The sequence below is a fragment of the Bacillus sp. OK048 genome, from assembly GCF_900103525.1.
GTDB lineage: Bacteria > Bacillota > Bacilli > Bacillales > Cytobacillaceae > Neobacillus.
In genome coordinates this window covers 177,907-197,270 of record NZ_FNHN01000002.1, presented here as the reverse complement: position 1 = coordinate 197,270, position 19,364 = coordinate 177,907, and the positions used below count along the sequence as shown (strand labels likewise).

Annotated in this window: 25 protein-coding genes and 1 pseudogene; 20 read left to right on the top strand and 6 right to left on the bottom strand. The window is 36.1% G+C overall.

Annotation, left to right across the window (positions count from 1 at the left end; genetic code table 11):
* Positions 1-12 precede the first annotated feature (12 nt).
* The 13 genes and pseudogenes from phoU to BLR86_RS04305 all read left to right on the top strand — a co-directional run bounded on the left by phoU (position 13) and on the right by BLR86_RS04305 (position 11,136).
* Positions 13-672 (top strand): phosphate signaling complex protein PhoU, encoded by a 660-nt coding sequence (gene phoU, locus BLR86_RS04365; RefSeq protein ID WP_090758672.1) that lies wholly within the window; start codon positions 13-15, stop codon positions 670-672.
* A gap of 236 nt (positions 673-908) precedes the next feature.
* A complete protein-coding gene (locus BLR86_RS04360) occupies positions 909-1,427 on the top strand; it encodes a DUF4912 domain-containing protein (RefSeq protein ID WP_175492787.1) in 519 nt (172 codons plus the stop codon).
* Positions 1,417-2,658, top strand: coding sequence for a glycosyltransferase family 4 protein (locus BLR86_RS04355; RefSeq protein ID WP_090758668.1), 1,242 nt, complete (start codon positions 1,417-1,419; stop codon positions 2,656-2,658). The genes BLR86_RS04360 and BLR86_RS04355 overlap by 11 nt, the downstream gene beginning before the upstream one ends.
* A gap of 320 nt (positions 2,659-2,978) precedes the next feature.
* Positions 2,979-3,128, top strand: coding sequence for a 50S ribosomal protein L33 (gene rpmG / locus BLR86_RS04350; protein WP_015594975.1), 150 nt, complete (start codon positions 2,979-2,981; stop codon positions 3,126-3,128).
* A gap of 56 nt (positions 3,129-3,184) precedes the next feature.
* Positions 3,185-3,751 (top strand): 5-formyltetrahydrofolate cyclo-ligase, encoded by a 567-nt coding sequence (locus BLR86_RS04345; protein WP_090758666.1) that lies wholly within the window; start codon positions 3,185-3,187, stop codon positions 3,749-3,751.
* Positions 3,748-4,539 (top strand): DUF92 domain-containing protein, encoded by a 792-nt coding sequence (locus tag BLR86_RS04340; RefSeq protein WP_090758662.1) that lies wholly within the window; start codon positions 3,748-3,750, stop codon positions 4,537-4,539. Before BLR86_RS04345 ends, BLR86_RS04340 begins: the two co-directional genes overlap by 4 nt.
* Before the next feature lie 64 nt (positions 4,540-4,603).
* Positions 4,604-5,551: an L-lactate dehydrogenase gene (locus BLR86_RS04335; RefSeq protein WP_090758660.1), complete on the top strand. Its 948-nt coding sequence runs from the start codon at positions 4,604-4,606 to the stop codon at positions 5,549-5,551.
* A 54-nt stretch (positions 5,552-5,605) separates the two neighbouring features.
* Positions 5,606-5,812: a hypothetical protein gene (locus BLR86_RS04330; protein WP_090758658.1), complete on the top strand. Its 207-nt coding sequence runs from the start codon at positions 5,606-5,608 to the stop codon at positions 5,810-5,812.
* 127 nt (positions 5,813-5,939) lie between these two features.
* On the top strand, positions 5,940-7,511 hold the full coding sequence (locus BLR86_RS04325) for a rhomboid family intramembrane serine protease (RefSeq protein WP_368086748.1): 1,572 nt from the start codon (positions 5,940-5,942) through the stop codon (positions 7,509-7,511).
* 118 nt (positions 7,512-7,629) lie between these two features.
* Positions 7,630-7,842: a YqgQ family protein gene (locus BLR86_RS04320; RefSeq protein WP_090758654.1), complete on the top strand. Its 213-nt coding sequence runs from the start codon at positions 7,630-7,632 to the stop codon at positions 7,840-7,842.
* A 5-nt stretch (positions 7,843-7,847) separates the two neighbouring features.
* On the top strand, positions 7,848-8,822 hold the full coding sequence (locus tag BLR86_RS04315; protein ID WP_090758652.1) for an ROK family glucokinase: 975 nt from the start codon (positions 7,848-7,850) through the stop codon (positions 8,820-8,822).
* Between the two features lie 127 nt (positions 8,823-8,949).
* A pseudogene (locus BLR86_RS04310) lies at positions 8,950-9,810 on the top strand (M14 family metallocarboxypeptidase); the annotation flags it as partial.
* A gap of 189 nt (positions 9,811-9,999) precedes the next feature.
* Positions 10,000-11,136, top strand: coding sequence for a YqgU-like beta propeller domain-containing protein (locus BLR86_RS04305; RefSeq protein ID WP_090758648.1), 1,137 nt, complete (start codon positions 10,000-10,002; stop codon positions 11,134-11,136).
* A 284-nt stretch (positions 11,137-11,420) separates the two neighbouring features.
* On the opposite strand, the gene BLR86_RS04300 is transcribed toward BLR86_RS04305, so the two are convergent.
* Positions 11,421-11,597: a DUF2759 domain-containing protein gene (locus BLR86_RS04300; RefSeq protein WP_090758646.1), complete on the bottom strand. Its 177-nt coding sequence runs from the start codon at positions 11,595-11,597 to the stop codon at positions 11,421-11,423.
* Positions 11,598-11,850: 253 nt separating this feature from the next.
* Between BLR86_RS04300 and BLR86_RS04295 the strand changes: the two genes are divergently transcribed.
* Positions 11,851-12,486 carry an MBL fold metallo-hydrolase gene (locus tag BLR86_RS04295; protein ID WP_090758644.1) on the top strand — a complete coding sequence of 212 codons (636 nt, stop codon included), beginning with the start codon at positions 11,851-11,853 and terminating at the stop codon, positions 12,484-12,486.
* Entirely contained in the window at positions 12,486-13,574 is a 1,089-nt protein-coding gene (locus BLR86_RS04290) for a class I SAM-dependent methyltransferase (protein ID WP_368086747.1), read from the top strand. Before BLR86_RS04295 ends, BLR86_RS04290 begins: the two co-directional genes overlap by 1 nt.
* A gap of 47 nt (positions 13,575-13,621) precedes the next feature.
* On the opposite strand, the gene BLR86_RS04285 is transcribed toward BLR86_RS04290, so the two are convergent.
* Positions 13,622-13,864, bottom strand: a complete 243-nt coding sequence (locus BLR86_RS04285; protein ID WP_090758640.1) for a DUF2626 domain-containing protein — start codon at positions 13,862-13,864, stop codon at positions 13,622-13,624.
* A 79-nt stretch (positions 13,865-13,943) separates the two neighbouring features.
* Positions 13,944-14,639 carry a helix-turn-helix transcriptional regulator gene (locus tag BLR86_RS04280; RefSeq protein ID WP_090758638.1) on the bottom strand — a complete coding sequence of 232 codons (696 nt, stop codon included), beginning with the start codon at positions 14,637-14,639 and terminating at the stop codon, positions 13,944-13,946.
* Between the two features lie 290 nt (positions 14,640-14,929).
* On the opposite strand from BLR86_RS04280, the gene BLR86_RS04275 reads away from it, so the two are divergent.
* Entirely contained in the window at positions 14,930-15,418 is a 489-nt protein-coding gene (locus BLR86_RS04275; protein WP_254782231.1) for an ATPase, T2SS/T4P/T4SS family, read from the top strand.
* Here BLR86_RS04275 and BLR86_RS04270 read toward each other — a convergent pair.
* A complete protein-coding gene (locus tag BLR86_RS04270) occupies positions 15,415-16,821 on the bottom strand; it encodes a recombinase family protein (RefSeq protein WP_090758636.1) in 1,407 nt (468 codons plus the stop codon). The genes BLR86_RS04275 and BLR86_RS04270 overlap by 4 nt on opposite strands.
* A 132-nt stretch (positions 16,822-16,953) precedes the next feature.
* The gene (locus BLR86_RS04265) at positions 16,954-17,187 is read right to left on the bottom strand and encodes a helix-turn-helix domain-containing protein (protein WP_090758634.1); all 234 of its coding nucleotides are present in this window, start codon (positions 17,185-17,187) and stop codon (positions 16,954-16,956) included.
* Positions 17,188-17,231: 44 nt separating this feature from the next.
* Between BLR86_RS04265 and BLR86_RS25915 the strand changes: the two genes are divergently transcribed.
* Positions 17,232-17,390, top strand: a complete 159-nt coding sequence (locus BLR86_RS25915; protein WP_175492786.1) for a hypothetical protein — start codon at positions 17,232-17,234, stop codon at positions 17,388-17,390.
* A 22-nt stretch (positions 17,391-17,412) separates the two neighbouring features.
* Here the strand turns inward: BLR86_RS25915 and lexA are convergent, their stop codons facing one another.
* Entirely contained in the window at positions 17,413-18,387 is a 975-nt protein-coding gene (gene lexA / locus BLR86_RS04260) for a transcriptional repressor LexA (protein ID WP_090758632.1), read from the bottom strand.
* 171 nt (positions 18,388-18,558) lie between these two features.
* Here lexA and BLR86_RS04255 point away from each other — a divergent pair, with 171 nt between their 5' ends.
* The 3 genes from BLR86_RS04255 to BLR86_RS04250 are packed head-to-tail and all read left to right on the top strand — an operon-like array spanning position 18,559 to position 19,321.
* Positions 18,559-18,777, top strand: coding sequence for a helix-turn-helix transcriptional regulator (locus tag BLR86_RS04255; protein WP_090758630.1), 219 nt, complete (start codon positions 18,559-18,561; stop codon positions 18,775-18,777).
* A 29-nt stretch (positions 18,778-18,806) separates the two neighbouring features.
* The gene (locus BLR86_RS26745; protein WP_302847195.1) at positions 18,807-18,935 is read left to right on the top strand and encodes a hypothetical protein; all 129 of its coding nucleotides are present in this window, start codon (positions 18,807-18,809) and stop codon (positions 18,933-18,935) included.
* 14 nt (positions 18,936-18,949) lie between these two features.
* Positions 18,950-19,321 (top strand): hypothetical protein, encoded by a 372-nt coding sequence (locus tag BLR86_RS04250; protein WP_090758627.1) that lies wholly within the window; start codon positions 18,950-18,952, stop codon positions 19,319-19,321.
* Positions 19,322-19,364: the final 43 nt, after the last annotated feature.

Genomic DNA, 19,364 nt, shown 5'->3' with positions numbered 1-19,364 from the left:
AGAGGTGAAGAGATGAGTACGAGATCAAAGTTTGACAGTAAATTAATCGGATTAAAAGAAAAACTGCTAGATATGGAAAAGCTAGCGGAAGTAGCAGTTAGGAATTCACTTAGTGCCCTTCTCAATCATGATATTGAGAAAGCTAAACAGGTTATTGATGGTGATGATAAAATTGATGCCTTAGAACATGAGATTCACGATCAAGTTTTGATATTGATTGCGAGAGAATCGCCTGTTGCAAAAGATTTACGAACACTTAATGTCGCTTTAAAGGTCTCATCTGAAGTGGAACGTATGGCGGATATGGCGGTAAATATTGCAAAAGCAGCCATCCATATTGGCAATGAAAAGCACATAAAAGAAATATTAGACATTCCGAAAATGATGGACAATGCTCTTGAAATGGTAACAATGTCAGTGAAGGCATATATTGATGAAGATGTGATGCTTGCGCAGAAATGCGCTGAAAAAGATGATGTAGTGGACAATATGTTTGGAAAATTGGTTCATGAACTTATTACTATGGTTCCAGATAATCCGAACGCTACGAACCAAATCATTCAACTTTCATTTGTGTGCAGGTTTATTGAAAGAATAGCAGATCATTCAACAAATATTGCAGAAAATGTAATCTACCTAGTAACAGGAAAACGATTTAACTTAAATGAGTAAGTAATACTATACATTCACCTTAAGATGAGACAATCAATTTGTCTCATCTTTTTTAATTGACAAGGAAGTATAAGTTTTTGAACTTAGTTTACTGTCTAGCTCCAGCGCTTTTCTATTTTTCGACAAATTGCGTTTATTGTACAGTTTGTCTACTGATGGTACCATTAAACTTAACTATGAAAGAATATTTAGTTTATTTTTGTATATAGAATTGTTTGCGGATATGGAGGAGAACTGTGATAGAGGACATCGTTTTAACTCAACCAACACTTGATTATTCCCCGATAAAGGGAGAACTCCAAGCAAAACTTGTTAATCCAAACAAGGTAATTGTCTATTGGGAGGCTTCTAAGATTCCGGGGAAGATCTTTCATTTATTTTATAATAGACAATTTGAGGATTGTGTCCATATTGTTAGAATTTATGATGTAACAGATATGATTTTCACAGGTAATAATGCACATCATTCCTATGATATTACCGTTCCTTATAACAAGGGCTATTGGTTTATTAAAGGTCTAATGTCAAATCGGACTTTTATTGCTGAATTAGGCGTTAAATTTAGTGAAAAAGACTTTTTCCCGGTCCTTCGCTCGAATTCGGTCCAAACCCCTGCTATCGATGGCAGCAACATTTATAAAAATTTAGTACTTAATCAACAGATCGAACACCATTCGCCTAAATGGATCGACCATGTAAGTACCTACAGCTATTATGAAGATTCAAAGATTTTGGGACAGAAAAATGACGAATAATCAAATGAACGAGATGCACCAAAACCCCTCGTACGAGTGGAAATTAAAAATTCTTATCCTAACCTGGGAATACCCTCCAAATGTCGTTGGCGGGCTTTCTAGGCATGTCTATGGTCTTTCTGTTCATTTGGCACAACTTGGCCATGCTGTGCATGTGGTTACCGCTGGGAATGGCAGTCTGCCTGTTTATGAAAAGAGTAATGGTGTTCATATCCATCGTGTTACGCCCCTAAACACAGAAGACGATGATTTTCTCGATTGGGTTGCTGGACTAAATTTAGCTATGAGCTATCTAGCTGAAAAAATAGCGGAAGAAATAACGTTTGATATCATCCATGCACATGATTGGCTTGTTGGAGCATCCGCGCTTACGTTAACAGACATACTCTCCATTCCGTTATTGACAACCATTCATGCAACTGAATATGGCAGGAATAATGGAATCCACACGGATATGCAACGATTTATTAATGAAAAAGAGCGGCAGATCATTTCGGAGTCAGATCAAATAATTGTTTGTAGTCATTATATGAGAGAAGAACTACTAACAAACTTCTATCTTACAGAGGAAAAAATCGCAATTGTGCCAAACGGAATTGAACAAGTTGATGTTAAGGAAGATCTAATTGAGATTTATCCATTTTTAAAGAACAGAAAATATGTTTTTTCTGTGGGCAGAATGGTTAGGGAAAAAGGATTTGAGACAATGATTGAAGCAGCACAAATTGCAAAGGAAAGCGGAAGAGAGATCTATTTTGTAATAGCAGGAAAGGGACCTATGTTAGAAAGATATCGAAAGTTGGTTTCAGAACAAAAATTAGTTCACTTCGTTGCATTTATTGGCTACGTAACAGATGTGGAAAGAAATGCCTTGTTAATGAAAAGTGAAATAGCTGTTTTTCCAAGCCTTTATGAGCCGTTTGGGATTGTCGCTCTTGAAGCAATGATTCTTGGTAAACCAACGATTGTTTCAGAAACTGGCGGACTAAAAGGAATTGTCAATCATTTGAAAACTGGTCTGCTGATGGTTCCAGGAGATGCCCAAAGTCTTATTAAAAATATCGACTTCTTTTTGCAAAATCCCAATCATGCAATGGAGATTGGTGAAAAAGGAAGGAAAATAGTTACAAGTCTTTATGGTTGGAAACGAATCGCTTCTCAAACAGTTAAAGTAATAGAAGAAACCCTGTTAAATAAACAAGGAAATCTAAACGAAATTTCTAAGAAATAAGGCATTTATTATAATGATTATGTAAAAGGATATTGTTGATTTTATAACCTGTTGATTTGAGCGGAAGGCGCTCGACTCCTGCGGGAGGACGGGGCTGGGGAGACCCCGCAGGCGCTTTAAGCGCCGAGGAGGCTCCTCGGCCCGCCCGCGGAAAGCGTAGCGCCTGGAGCTCAAATCAACAGTCAAGTTTAAGAGAGTAATTATTAAAATTAGTGATCGATTTTGTACTTTTAAAAAACAACTAGCATTTCCTTTTGAAAAGTGATATTATAGAAAAGTCGTATGAACGAACTAGCTTAATCGTTTGGAGGGAAATTGACATGCGTGTAAATATTACGTTAGCTTGCACTGAGTGTGGAGATCGTAACTATATTTCAACAAAAAATAAACGTAACAATCCTGATCGTCTTGAGCTTAAGAAATATTGCCCAAGAGAAAAGCGTACAACAGCACATCGTGAGACAAAATAAGCAGTAGGGCTTCCTGCTGCTTTTTTGCTGTAAAAAAAAGGAGATTATGATTTTATATGAATGAAAAAAATCTCATTCGTAATAAAATGAAAGAGAGCCTTGCTAATCTTTCAAAGCCCTATTATGAACATTATTCTTATAAAATAGCCAGTGCTCTATATAATCAAAAGGACTGGATGCAGGCTAAAGTAATCGGGATTACTGTATCGAGGGAACCAGAGGTTGATACATATCAAATTATTCGAAGAGCGTGGGAATCTGGCAAACAGGTTGTTGTCCCAAAATGTCATCCAAAAGAAAAAAAATTATCCTTTCGTACATTAACAGACTTTTCACAGCTGGAATCTGTCTTTTATGGTTTGTTTGAACCAATCGTGGATCAGACAATCGAGATAAATCCAAAGGAAATTGATCTTTTGATTGTGCCAGGATTAGCTTATACGAGTGAAGGATATCGGTTAGGATTTGGTGGAGGCTACTACGATCGTTTTTTAAGCCGATTTGATGGAAAGACAATGTCTCTCGCCTTTCACTTTCAAGTTATACCAAAATTGGATATCGAAAAGCATGATATACCAGTCTCAAAAATAATCACCAATAAAGAAATTATACATACAAAATGACCCAAACATTCATAGTAATCGCAATCATTATTTTTGGAGGTTTTGCAGGTTATTTGGAGCGCTCATTAAGCAGCAATGGTGCAATTGCTGCTGTATTTGTAGGAATCGCTGTCTATTTTGGATTTGGTATTAAAGGGCTTATCCTGTTAGCTATATTCTTTGCCACATCTAGCTATTGGTCAAAATATAAAAGCAATAACAAAAAAGAAATAGAAGAAAAATTAGCCAAAGGAGCGACGAGGGATTGGCGTCAGGTAGTCGCGAATGGTGGTGGTGCTGCATTATTAGGCATTATTTACTTTTTCCATCAGGATATAACCTGGCTGATTGGTTTTCTTGTCTGCATTAGCAGCTCAAATTCAGATACATGGGCATCAGAGATTGGTACCTTAAGTAAAAGTAAACCTATTTACATTCGTACTTTTAAAAAAATTGATAAAGGGACATCAGGCGCGGTCAGCTGGTTAGGAACGACAGCAGCAATACTTGGGTCAATGTTGATCGCTGTAGCAGGTACCTTGCTTTTTCAATTGGAGGTATTTCACTTCTTTATTATTTTCTTGTTCGGCTTTTTAGGTAATTGTATTGATACTTTAATTGGTGCCTATTATCAACAGGTCTATCTCTGTAGTATATGTGGAATTGAAACAGAGAAAAAGGACCATTGTCAAACAACCGGTAAAAGAATAAAAGGATATCATTTAGTGGATAATGATATGGTGAATTTTATATCTGGATTCATTGCTGCACTCTTAGCAATGGCCTTCATTTATTTTGTGAATCAATAGATAATCATTTGAAAATCGATTACAATGCTACTATATATCCCGTAATTCAGGAGGAGGAAATAGTATGGTAAAAGTGAATAGAGTTGTCCTTGTTGGAACTGGTTTTGTAGGCTCAAGCTATGCCTTTGCTTTATTAAATCAGGGTATAACAGAAGAACTAGTTTTAGTTGATTTAAATGAAGCAAAAGCAGAAGGAGATGCGATGGATTTAAATCATGGTCTTCCTTTCGCTCCTTCGAGTACAAAGATTTGGTACGGCAGCTATGCTGATTGTGACCAAGCTGATCTCGTTGTGATCACAGCTGGTGCTAACCAAAAGCCAGGAGAAACACGTCTAGACCTAGTAGAGAAGAACACCACTATATTTAAAGGTATCGTAGAGCAAATTATGGCTAGTGGTTTTGACGGTATATTCCTAGTAGCAACGAATCCAGTTGATATATTAACCTATGCAGTATGGAAATTTTCTGGTCTGCCAAAAGAGCGAGTAATTGGCTCAGGGACGATTTTAGATACGGCACGATTCCGCTTTCTACTTGGAGAGTATTATGATGTTGATACTCGCAATGTTCATGCCTATATTATTGGTGAACACGGTGACACTGAACTTCCAGTTTGGAGCCATGCAGATATTGCAGGAATGAAAATATCCGAATGGACAAATAAACATGAAACAAACCAAGAAGATTTAGATCAAATATTTATAAATGTTCGAGATGCAGCCTATCATATTATTGAACGTAAGGGTGCAACCTATTATGGAATTGCGATGGGGCTTGTTCGATTAACAAAAGCGATTTTACGAAATGAAAATTCAGTATTAACTGTCTCTGCTTATTTAGATGGGGAGTATGGTCACAATGACGTATATATTGGTGTACCTGCAGTAGTGAATCGCAGTGGAATTAGAGAAGTGGTTGAACTTGATCTGAATAAGAAAGAAAAGGAAAAATTCACACATTCGGTTCATGTGCTCAAAGAAACAATGGATCCTGTGTTAAGCAAGTTCTAAAATGAATGGATAAAAATTGATTTTCATTCACACAATATGGGTAGGAGGGATGATATGTCTCGAATGTTAACATCCATATTTATGATTGGATCAATTGGTTATTTTGCATTCCGTTTTAGATTCAGGATACTCAATCTTTTACTCAGGTCCGGTTGGTTGCGACGGATAGCTGTAGCTTCATTTATGAGCTTTCCAGGTGTAAAAAATAAAATGATGCAGACAGTATTTGGGGACCAGCGTGAAGGACCATCTGAATGGTGAAAACCATAGATGGTCTTTTTTTTGTTGAAAACTTATCATCTTGTTTATTCATCTATAAGCTTGATTATCGTTTATAATAAAATAAACTAGTGAAAATGGATAAATAATATAGACCTAATAGAAAGTAGTGGGGGTATTGAACTTTAAAGAGGATTATCTTTATTGGAGATTGGCTTATGTCTTGATTTCCGAGCATGGTTATCGGATCATTCAATTATTTGAAAATCAAAAAGAATTATGGCTGGAAAAAGTCGAAAATAAAAAAGCCCCAATTATTCGTTTGTTACGGATTGATTTAGACTGGAGTCTTTCCATGCAAAGAGATATAGAATTTACAGCTTCTAATGGAGAAAAAGTTCGAAAACAGATTGGTCGCGGTGAACTTACAGTTGTAAATATCTACATAAGTCAATTTCCTCCTGTTGACGACTACGAGCATCGCTTGGAACATCCATACGTTTTTCCACATGGAAAAAAATCCATCGTAAGCTCAGTCTTATTGACGAGTGAACAATCCGAATCAGGGCTCAAAGTTCTATCTGAAAGACTAGAAAGGGAAGTCACCTTTCCTGTTTATAATGAGTATTCAGAGCAAGAGGTTGAGTCGCTAAAGAAAGAAACCATAGATTCAGCAATACAGCTAGCAAAAAAGGAAAAAGAGATATTTACGAATGGCAAGCCGTTTTTTACATACTTTTTTATCATTATTCAAGTAATCATCTTTTTATTGCTAGAGCTTCAAGGAGGCAGTACGAATACATCTACACTGATTAAATTTGGGGCAAAATTTAATCCTTATATCTATGAGGGAGAATGGTGGAGATTTATTACACCAATATTCTTGCACATTGGATTTTTACATATAGCGATGAATAGCTTAGCTTTGTATTTTTTAGGTCCTGCAGTCGAAAGAATCTTTGGAAATAGCCGATTTTTATTCATTTATCTTTTTGCAGGTATATCAGGGGTCATTGCCAGTTTTATCTTTAGTCCGAATATATCAGCAGGGGCTAGTGGTGCTATCTTTGGATGTTTTGGAGCATTGCTATACTTTGCGCTTATTTATCCTAAACTATTTTTCCGAACAATGGGTACAAGCGTTATAACGGTATTAGTTTTTAATTTAATATTTGGATTTACTGTTTCGATCGTTGACAATGCTGGACATTTAGGCGGTCTAGCTGGAGGGTTTCTTGCAGCAGGAATCATGCATTTTCCTAAAAAGAAAAAGCCATTTTTACAGTTAGCTTTTTTAGTGGTATCTGCATTAGTACTTTATGGATCATTAGTATTTGGATTTCAAAATTCAGAAACAGGTGGGAATGAAAGCTCCACCATGATGCTAGCTCAAGAATATATTAAACAGGAGAATTATGATCAAGCATATACTATTTTAACGAATTACCTGGAGAACTCGAGTAAAGTATCAGCAGAAGTATATTTTGCATTATCTTATATTGAAATTAAGACGGGATTGCTTGATGATGCAAAATCTCATCTACTAAAAGTAATTAATCTGGATGCTGATTTACCCGAGGCATATTATAATCTCGCATTAATCTACTTAGAGGAAAATGATTTGCTTAATGCAAGAGAAAATGCTACCAAGGCTGCAGAATTAAAACCAAGCCAACAGGAGTATGTTGATTTGATTCAGGAACTTAATCGATTACTCCCGCCATCTGGGGTGAGCGATTAGAGTTTCGGGAAGTGTCCAATTTTAGTTGGTAAGAACAGCTTGAGGGTGGTAAGGGCTTACGGTATACTTTAGAGTATGTTTAATTGTTTAACATTCCTAAGTAAGAGGGCTAAAAAAAATGAAATCAATTTATGATATTCAGCAATTTTTAAAGCAATACGGAACAATTATTTATATTGGTGATCGAATCGCTGACTTAGAATTAATGGAGTCAGAATTAAGAGAGTTGTATCAAGCTCAATTAATAGATCCGAAAGAGTATTCGACTGCACTATTAATTTTAAGACACGAAATAAGATTTTTAAGAGAAAAGGCTGAAAAAGATAGGTGATGAACATGTCAGAACAATGGATAGTGGGTGTGGACCTTGGTGGTACCACTACTAAATTAGCTTTTATTGATATGAAGGGGAATATTCTTCATAAGTGGGAAATCGTTACAGATAATTCGAACGAAGGCCAGTATATTACGATCAATATTGCAAAGGCGATTGATCATAAACTAGCAGAGCTCAATGAACAGAAATCAAAATTAATTGGAATCGGTATGGGTGCACCTGGGCCAGTAGATTATCAAACAGGTATCATCCGAAACGTCGTAAACCTAGGATGGAAGAATAATTTTCCTTTACAAGAGAGTCTTCAATCACTAACAGACTTACCAGTGGTTATTGAAAATGATGCAAACTGTGCAGCATTAGGTGAAATGTGGAATGGTGCTGGTAAGGGTGCAAGTGATCTAGTGTGCGTGACACTGGGAACGGGTGTAGGCGGTGGAGTCATCGCAAATGGTAATATTGTAAGAGGTAGTTATGGCGCAGCGGGTGAGATTGGTCATATCACATCGATACCTTTTGGAGGAGCACCTTGTAACTGTGGAAAGTCTGGCTGTCTTGAAACGATTGCATCTGCAACTGGAATTGTACGGTTAGCTAAGGATGAACTTTCCAAAACCGAGGCACAGGGAGAGCTGGCCGACCTATATGCTGCAAATGGGATGGTTACAGCTAAGGATGTATTCGATTGTGCTCGTAACGGCGATGCCTTGGCGAAAAACATTCAGGACGATGTTGCCCTTCATTTAGGAATGGCTCTAGCAAATATTGCTAATACATTGAATCCAGAGAAGATTGTCCTTGGCGGTGGTGTTTCTAGAGCGGGGGACATATTATTAGATGCAGTGAAAGTTAACTTTTCCATGTTTGCTTTCTCATCTGTTCGAGAGTCTACCAATCTTACATTGGCAACACTAGGGAATGATGCTGGGGTTATTGGTGCAGCATGGTTGATAAAGAATAACTTAAACTTATGAAAAATATTAAAATGAGCCTGCATTCCTATGCAGGTTTTATTTTGCTCATTTTCTCCTTCCAACCAACATATGATTTTTATGATGGAGGGAGGGGAAAAATATGGAGGTTCGCAGCTCCAAATTACCTTATGACTCAAAAAGCTTACAAAAGCAAATAAACACTCTTAAGAAGTTATATCCATTCATAAAGGTGAAAACAATAGGTCACAGTGTTTTAGGTAATCCGATTCAGGAGTTAAGAATAGGAAAGGGATTGAAAAAGATTCATATGAATGCCTCTTTTCATGCAAATGAATGGATTACAACATTAATAATCATGAACCTCGTTAATCATTATCTCATTTCATTAACCAACAGAAGCACAATAAAAGGGATAAATACAATGAATTTATATAATGATACTGAATTATCCCTTGTCCCAATGGTAAATCCAGATGGGGTAGACCTTGTTTTAAATGGACCTCCAACTAGCCGTTATAATGAAGTAATGAAGATAAATGATGGCAGTACTGAATTTGTTCATTGGAAGGCAAACATAAGAGGGGTAGACTTAAACAATCAGTACCCGGCAAATTGGGAAATTGAGCAAAAGAGAAAGATACCAAAATCCCCCGCACCTAGAGATTATCCAGGTCAGTCAACTTTAACTGAACCAGAGGCAATTGCAATGGCTGATTTGGTCAAAAGCAATCAGTTCGATCGGGTTTTGGCATTTCATACCCAAGGTGAGGAATTTTATTGGGGCTATGAAGGCTTTGAACCGCCAGAATCTGAAGAACTTGCAAAAGAATTTGAAAGAGTTAGTGGCTACAAGGCAATTCGAAATGTCGATAGTCATGCGGGATTCAAGGATTGGTATATTCAAGAGTTTAAACGCCCTGGTTTCACAATCGAATTAGGAAAGGGAATTAATCCGTTACCTTTATCCCAAGTTAACGACATTCTTCAAAAAGTAGAGGGCATTTTTCTTGCCTCACTTTATTTGTAATTCGTTTAGTAGATGACTTGTAAAATGATATCAATGACATTAAAATAAACTATTGTGTTGGTTATTTTTTTAAAAAAAGTCGTTTACATGCGACTTTTTTCTTATTTTTATAATGTTCCTGTTATTATTGAAACATTTTTGTAATGAAAACGTACTAATTATAGAATAGAAAAAGGAGGGAGGAGGAAAATGCAGCTAAGCAAGGTAGTTAAAATTATTTTTCAAATTTCGTTTTGGCTGATTTTTGCCTCCATTTTTAGTGCTTGTACACATCAACAAGATGCTAAGCCTACCCCTTCTGAAGATGTTGAAAAGCAAAATGACCCGCATGCAGCACAGCCGGAAAAAGCGTGGAAACTCCCAATTGAAATTCCTGAAGGTGAGTTTTATAAAATTGGCGGTTGGCTTACCGACCAAGAGATACTCTATATAACAAATTATGAGCAATCATCGTCATTATACGTTTATCATCTGCTAACGGGTAGTAGCGAATTGCTTTATAAAAGTGGTGCACCCATTGTAAGCGTACAAATTAGTCCATCAAAAGAGTTAATACTCATTCAATCATCTCCTTCCACCTATGAAGGACAAGTTACCATCGTAACCCCTGATGGATCGGAAATCATAAAAAAATCTATTCCATCCTATGAATTAGAATTTGAATGGAACCAATTTAACGAATCTGAAATTCTAATTTCTTCGTTTAATGAGGATTGGAGCTTTCAAATGCTCCTTTTAGATATAGAAAAAAATAAACTTGCTGAATTATCGATTCCACAACCATTTATTAAGTGGTTAGGAAAGGAAGAAGTTGCATTTTTACACTGGGATGAAGCGAGTCCATCGCTTTTTGCTCCCCTAATGAGCAAGCATTTAGGAACGGATAAAGAGGAAACAATACTTGATGATGTTCTCCAATTTTCAACCTATCGTAACATTCTAATGACTGTTACAGTCAATGATGAAGAAAAATTACAGGCTGCTTATAGCTTTTATAAAAAGGATAAAAAGGAAGTCTTTACTTTTTCAGTTCCTCATTTGACAATGTTTTCAGGATGGTTAGTACCTTTTTACGATTTTAATGAGAGCAAGGGAAAATTCATTACCCTAAAGCCATTGAAAAGTGCTGAAGCTGATGCTTACTCTGGGGGTTTTGACCTTGTAAGTTATGATATCAATAAGGATAAGAGCGATGTTATTTTAAAAGCTCTGAAGAATGAACCTTTGCTTTTATCACCTGCAGGGGAAGCAGCACTGTATGGAAATCGATTTGATCAAATCATTGATCTCCATACAAAAGAAATTTACAAGCTCGTAAAAAAGTAAAAGACTGCCATCTGGCAGTCTTTGGATCTTTTAATAGATAAGAAAAGTAAAAATTTTTAAACTTAGTTTACTGTCCAGCTCCAGCGCCCTAGCGGCTAGTGTCCTTCGCTCTCCGCCCTACGATAAGTCAACATCGAATCGCCTCCGGCTCTTCGTGTTTCCTTTATCTCGGTTGGAGCGCTCCACAAGGAACGCTCCGGCAGCATAGACTTCGCACGAAGAAAAAGCGTTAGCTTTTTCGAGGAGGCCATACGCCGCTGACCAGGGCGCTTGCGCTTTTCTTTTTAATGTGTCCCTGTTGGAAAACCACTTTCAATCAGCGTCATAATGGCAAACCAACCAAAAACAGCTAGTGATGCTACCGCAAAAAATGCACCTAAGAAATTTTTATTTTTTAGGGCAGTGAATGAACCATATGCAGCAAGTATGGCAACCAAAGCAAAAATAATAACTACTCCCATTAATAAAGCCCCCTTTATTAGATATACTTGAGCTTAGCGCCCAACTAATTTCTAAAGATAGTTATGTAAGAATATTATATACATTCGATTCTTATTTTATATTCTTTTGATTCATTTGTCGAGGGCTAAAAAAAGTTAGCAATACAGCTTTCATAGTGTAAAATGAAATTAAGTAAAGGCTCTTTTTAAGGATTTTAACAACAATGTTTATGAAAACAGCCTTAATGTGAAAATAGTTGGAGGTAGCGAAAAGATGAAATGGTTTCAAATCCCACTAGGGGTTTTACAAACAAATTGTTATATAGTTGAAAGTCCTGAAAAAAACTGTTTGATTTTTGATCCAGGCGGTGATGGGAAAAGGTTGATTAAGTGGTTAACGAAAAGAGAACTTACGCCGATTGCGATTTTTTTAACACATGGACATTTTGACCATATCGGCGGGGTAGACGAGGTAAGAGACTATTACAAAATTCCTGTTTATATTCATGAAGTGGAAGAAGATTGGTTAACAGATCCTGCTTTAAATGGTTCCAAGTTTTTTAAAATGCAAGATTTAGTAAAAATGAAAAAAGCAGACTACCTCTTAACAAAAGAAGAAGCCATTACAATTGAGGAATTCTCGTTCACCTTATTAGAGACACCAGGTCACTCTCCTGGAAGTGTATCGTACTACTTTGAAAAAGCGGGCTTTGTAGTATCAGGTGATGCATTATTTCAAAACAGTATTGGCCGAACAGACCTCCCAGGGGGAAATCATAAACAATTAATAAAGAGTATTCATGAAAAATTATTATTTTTACCTGAGGAAACGGAAGTTTTGTCTGGGCATGGACCGATAACGACAATTGGAGAAGAAATGGACAGTAATCCGTTTTTAAATGGGTTTTAATGATGCTTGCTTATTTAAAGAGTTTAATCACAAGCTCACCAACTCGTTTGATTTCCTATGCAGAATACATGGACGCAGTCCTTTATCACCCTGAATTTGGTTACTATATGAAAAATAAACAAAAAATTGGCAGCCAGGGAGATTTTATTACGACCAGTAATATTTCCGATGTATATGGTCGAATCATTGCTAAGTGGTTTGCAAGTATTTGTGAAAAAAAGGGATTAGAACCGATATTTTGTGAGATTGGTGCTGGAAATGGCCGTTTTGCCCATGCTTTCTTACAGGAATGGGAAGATTCTATCAAAACTCCATTAAATTACATAATAGTGGAAAGCAGTCCATATCATCGAAAATTGCAAAATGAGTTATTAAAATTCCGTTATTCTATAACACAAGTATGCAAACTAGATGAACTTGAACCATTTGAAGGGATGGTCTTTTCAAATGAATTATTTGATGCCCTGCCGGTTCATGTAATAGAAAAAGTGAACGGTCAATTATTTGAAATGATGGTTGGCATTAAAAACAATTCCTTGTATGAGGACAAGGTGCCGTTAACCAATTCGTCCATTCTCTCTTTTTTGGAGGAGACTGGCTTTGTTTTACAAGAAAAACAACGAATTGAGGTGCCTTTATTTATGGAAGGCATGGTGAAGGATATATCAAGGGTAATAGCAAAAGGGATTGTTGTTACAGCAGATTATGGTTATACCAAAGAAGACTGGAATCACCCTTCGAGAATAAAAGGAAGCCTGCGTGGATATTATCAGCACCAAATGATTCATGATGTTTTAGAAAACCCAGGCGAAATGGACATTACCACACATATTCATTTTGATTGGCTGATTCAAAAGGGCGAGCAGGAAGGGTTGAAATTTCATTCAAAGCTTAGACAGGATGAATTTTTACTAAAAGCAGGAATTTTAAAGGAATTAGAAAACCATTATGATCCAAATCCTTTTTCTGAAGTTAGTAAACGCAATCGGGCGATACGAAGTTTGATCATGCCATCTGGAATGAGTTCGTTTTTTCACTTGGTTATTCAACAAAAAGAGATGCCTGATGATAATCTTTTCGAAATATAAAAAAACACCGGAGAAGGTCCCGGTGTTTTTTACGTGTTCCTATCTTCTCAATGTCCTCCACCTAGTGGCATCATAAAAGTTGTCCAATAAGTGAAGCCTGCGAAGAAAACGGTTAAATATCCACAAAAAACATACATATACATACGCTCGGATAGTTTAAGATAACTTAGTAAAACAAAGAAACCAGTTTGGGCCAAGAAAAGCAATGCGGTTTTATCCATATCACCTAGATAGAACATAACGGTAAAAATACCCGTCCAGAAACCCAAAACTCTGTACATGCGATCCATATGTATCCCTCCTTTTCCCCTATGGTACCATCAGCAATATTATAAAGAAAAGGAGGTCAAAAGTAAATAAGCTTTCAAATTAGTTTGTAACAAGTGCCTGATAAGAGCAAGTTTCGCAACCTGAAATAATATTTTCTTTTTCAATTAACTCCACTGACTCAAACAATGCTTCAAACATTCCTTTTAGGAACTCATGATGCATCGCACAAACACTTTCGTGCTCCTCTGCCACTTCTTTAAAGGGACAATTATAAATCTGGAAGAAAATTTTGTTTTGATCATCATTTGCTTCAAATTCTGGATAAAAGCCTGCTAAGGTTGCAGCACTTTTCAAGATAGCTAATTTTTGATCAAAATCTATTTCTTCTCCAAAGGATCTTCTAGCCAATTCCTGATCAATTACTTCAGCACCAAATCGTTTTCCAGTTAAGTAAAGAGCTTGTTTACCAGCTTCCCCTAACGTGAGCATGGTAGTGATAGCTACTTTTGAAAGAAGCATGTAATCTCGGAAAGGGAAGTGCAACTGAATGACATCATCTGATAGACGATATAATCTACTGGGTCTGCCACCTTTGCCAGTCTTTTTGGTTTCAGAAGCTAACATATTGACATCTTCAAGCTTAGATAAATGTAACCTCGCAACATTGGGATGGATATTAAAATTCTCAGCTACTTCTTGCACGGTAACTTCTTGATGACGTTTCGTAATGTATTGATAGATGTAGTACCTAGTTGGATCTGATAAAACATTTGTTATCTTTAATGTTTGTTCCATCTCTGTTCACCTCAAACCCCCATAATTTAATCCCATTATAATACAGCATTTTGTACATGGGAATGAGGTTAACAATGTTAACACTATATGTTTAGAAATTGTTCACAATTGCAAACTATCCGAAGGTGCCTTGTTATACAAAACATAAACGAAATATATACAGCCTGTTTGTCAATAGTTATTTTTTAGACAATAGTGAATGAAAAAAAGAAAAAATTTTTTTAAAAAAAAGAAGAATCATGAAGGAATAGCTTGAAAGGTGTCGAATTACTACAAAGACAAAATATAAGGTGGTGTTACATATTGTAAGCTCAATCGAAATACTAGCAAATAGGATTATTACAGATGCAGCCCGAAATCAAGCAACAGATATTCACATTGTTCCCAGAAAGCAAGACACATTGATTCAAATCCGCTTAACAAACAAACTGATTCCCCGGTTATCACTTCCAAAAGATGAATGCGACAGATTAATCTCTCATTTTAAATTTACAGCGAATATGGATATCGGAGAACGAAGACGTCCCCAAAGCGGTGCGATTTTTTGTGAAGTCGATGGAAAATTAATGGGTCTTAGACTTTCAACTCTTCCATCCAACAACCGAGAAAGTCTTGTCATTAGACTGCTGCCACAGCAAGAACAGATTCCCTTTCACCAACTTTCTCTTTTCCCAGGTATGACCAGAAAACTACTTGCTCTCCTTAAACATGCTCACGGCCTAATAATTTTTACAGGCCCGACCGATAACGTAACACAAATACTACTTAACGAATGCTAATAAAACTCAACATTCGTTAAGATGATTAAGTCTTTTCCTTTTTTGTTTCGTGGATTGACAGGTGGCTTTGACAAGGTTTTAAATTCAATTTTTCGGATAAACTGTGAAATGAATTTTTTCCTCTCTTCATGCTCTAAAAAGGTAAAAGTTTCATTAAAAGTAAAAACAATATCTTTCAAAGCCTCTGTGTTGATCGGCACAGGGGTTTTATATTGGACAACTTTACTTTTCAACTCATCATAGATCCCTCTCGTTTCATCCATGAGCTTTTCATACTCCTCATCCATAATTTTTTCCATCGACCATGCCAGTGTAAATTTTTCACGTTGTTTTTCCACCTTCTCCAGCTGCTTCACTAACAATTCCCGTTCGTCTTTCTTTTCTATAATAGGAGTGACGTCTTCAATTTCTACATGCTTCATATAATCATAAAGAGCTTCCACAAAACGATGTTCACCAATCGTCAGCATGGTATCACCATTTTTGTAACAGACCTGGCATTTGTAAACTACTCCCTGATATTTGCTTCCGTCCTTGCGTGTACGAATGTACCGATTGACCGATAGAAAGGATCCACAATGAGGACAAGTAAGAAGCCCTTGAAATAAATAAATTGCATGACCATCTCTCCTATGTTGGAAAGAACGATCCTCTAACATTTGTTGCAGCTTCATAAATTCTTGTTTTGAAATAATACCTGTATGTGTATCTTCATATACTTCTTCATTCCATCGTGTTGCTCCATATAAAGCTGGATTTTTTAATATGCGTAAAATACCAGTTACGTGCCAGGTACGATCTTGATTGGTCTTATTTAAGTAATCAGCTAGTTGATTGGTGGACATTCCACTTTTGATTTTATCTATCATCAGAAGCACGGTAGTTGCCTGCACGTTGGCTTCCAACTTTTCTTTTTCGTTGAGGTCAAAACCATATGGCACAGCTCCAACACGTTCCCCTCCAGAAACTTTTTCCTCTAAAGCCATTTTCACACGTTCAGAAAGGTTCTCTGTCTCCCATTGTGCGAGGAGGGCTACTAACCCTATAAACATTCGACCCATAGCGTTTGACGTGTCATACAACTCTGTGGCGCTTTTAAAACTACATTTATATTTGTCTAACATCTCTAACATTTCATATAGGTCACGAACACGTCTAGTAAAGCGGTCTAATCGATAAACCAAAATCATATTTATTTTACCTTTTTTTACATCGTCTAACATACGTTGTAATTCAGGGCGGTTGGTATCTTTAGCAGAAACCCCTTCATCAACATAGAACCTATAGTCTGTCCAGCCTTGTGCCGTACAATAGGCAATGAGTCGTTCTTTTTGTGCTGGAATAGAATATCCTTCTTTTGCCTGTTCATGTGTGGATACACGAATATATAATGCGACAGTCATAGTTGTCCCTCCTAAAAAGTGAAAAATATGTCGAAAAATATGTCGACAAATGATGTGCCAGATAATGTATTATTATTTGTAAGCCGGATGGTTGACATTTGAATCGCGGAAAAGGTATAAAACCAATTCCTCCTATGCCTTCTTTCTATTGGGTATTATAATCCATTCATATAGTTGATCACCGTGATCTAAATTAAGAATGGATGCAACGTTTTTAGCAGACTCCATGTTCATTTTTTGTTTTCCGTTAATCCATTTATCAACTTGTTGTCTATGAACACCTAAACGTCGTGCTAATTCAGCTGGAGTCATTTCTAACTCCTCCAATTTTTCAGAAAGAAGGCATCTCCCGATTCGGTATGCCATTCTTTTACCGCCTTTTTCCAATATATTATAAGGAGATTACATCGATGAAACGACTTAGTGTTGAAACAAAAAAAAATGTATTAACATTATTTTTAAACACATCAATTAAACGAGAAATTTTTAAAAAAAGATTAGTTAAAAAAGAAAAAAATACCAATCCTTGTTATATTTGTTTAAAAGCATATATAAATACTGCAGATTAATATCAACTTATTTTTGATTGGGTTACTTTGGTTCGAACATTACTTGGACCACTTTACCTATGATTCGTGCTCGCTCATTAGTTATAAAAATGGGTTCATACTTAGGGTTGTCCGGGTAAAGTATGACTTGCCCGTTTTCTGTTTTTTTGACTCTTTTTAGAGTTGCTTCATCACCGTTAATGTTTACAACAGCAATTTCTCCGTTTTCGACTTCCTGCTGTATTTTCACTACCACTTTATCTCCATCAAATATTCTACTTCCAATCATGGAATCTCCTTTAACTTTTAGTACTATTGCACCATCAGGTTTAAGGTTCCACATATTGGGGATTTCTGTCCATTCCTCTATATGGTCTTCTGCAAAAATCGGTTGGCCAGCTGCAATATGGCCTAATACGGGTACTTTTAATACGGGCATAAAATGTTCCGATATGATTTCAGCATTACTTTTATATAACTCTTTTGGATCAATATTTCTATCCACTAAATCTTTAATAATAAAATTAAGAAAAGTAATTTTTTCACCAATTGTTAAACTTTTAAATATTTTTTCAGTTATTTCTGGATCATTAATTAATTCATCCATCTCTTCTTCTGATAAATTTTCATTTGCTTCTAATAAATATTCACGAAAAACATCAGTTAAAACACCTGATTCGTTAGTTACAGAACTTACAAAAATCTCAGCTGCATTATTAATTAATTCATTAAGACCATTAACATCGCTGTTTGCACGATCGATAGCCTGCACTGTTTCTCTGTGTAGATCTCCTGAAATATATCCTGCTTTCTCCATTAATTCTTCGTACCCAACTTTTAAAGGTTCAGAGATTTTCTTTAAAATGTCAGGTGATGGCAACCCTTTTTTTCCATTTTCTATTTGAGATAGATATGCATTAGACACACCAGTCTTTTTCTCCAATTGTCTAATGGAAAGTCCTCTTTCTTTTCTTAACTCTCTTAAATATTCACCAAATTTTATTAAATCGGCGGTCATAAAATTCACCTCACAATTTTTATTATAACCCTAAACGCTTACTATTGTTATGATAAATTTTAAAAATGTTATTTTTTTAGAAAAAAATGCTAAAAAATGCTTGCTAAAGTTTGCGTTAAGGATTATTATGGAATTACAGGAAGTGATAACTAAAGTAAGCGAGGTGATGAAATGAAAATTAAATTGAAAGATCCCACTGAATTTAAAAAAATGCTGATTATTAATGGATTTTCTCAAACTGAATTAGCAAAGGCCATAGAAGTTACTCCACCTTATATAAATCAGATTGTTAATGAAGAAAGATCGCCAAGCGCAAAAATTGCTAAGCGAATTTCCACAAATCTCGGTGTGGATTTTAATGATATTTTTTTTATAGATAGTGCTTGCTAAAGAGAGCATAAGAGGTAGGAGCTGGAGAGATGAAAACGGCAGAACAGCCCAAAATTAGTGAGGAAACTTTAAAAGAAATGGCTAAATTTTTTATGAAAACGTCTATTCCGCGGATCTTGGCTGAAAAGAAAAAGGAGAAGGAATTGCAAACAAAATAAAGGAGGATTTGAAAATGGATGGGAAATATCTTGCAAGTAATACTGGCCCATTAAAAGTAATAGGTGAAGGAAAAGTGTTTATCACAATAAATGATTTGTTAAATACTGATCGCTTTAAAATGGTCGAACTAGCTGCTTACACAATTCGGGGGAGTGAATCAAGAATCGTATCTATTAATTGTTTATTTAAAAAAGAAGGTGAACATGATTCAGTACTTTTTTATAGGAGTTTTGATTTTTATAAAAGGCATGGAATGGTTGATGATGACTTAAAGTTAACAGCAGAGCACGGTATCGGATTTGGTGATTTCGATATATATAACTTTACTCAACTTCGTGACTTTTATCGGGAGCATTCGAAAGTTCCAGTTGCTGAAATTTCTTAGAGGATCCATTCCTCTAAATTTTTTAAGCCTTTGGCGAAATTTG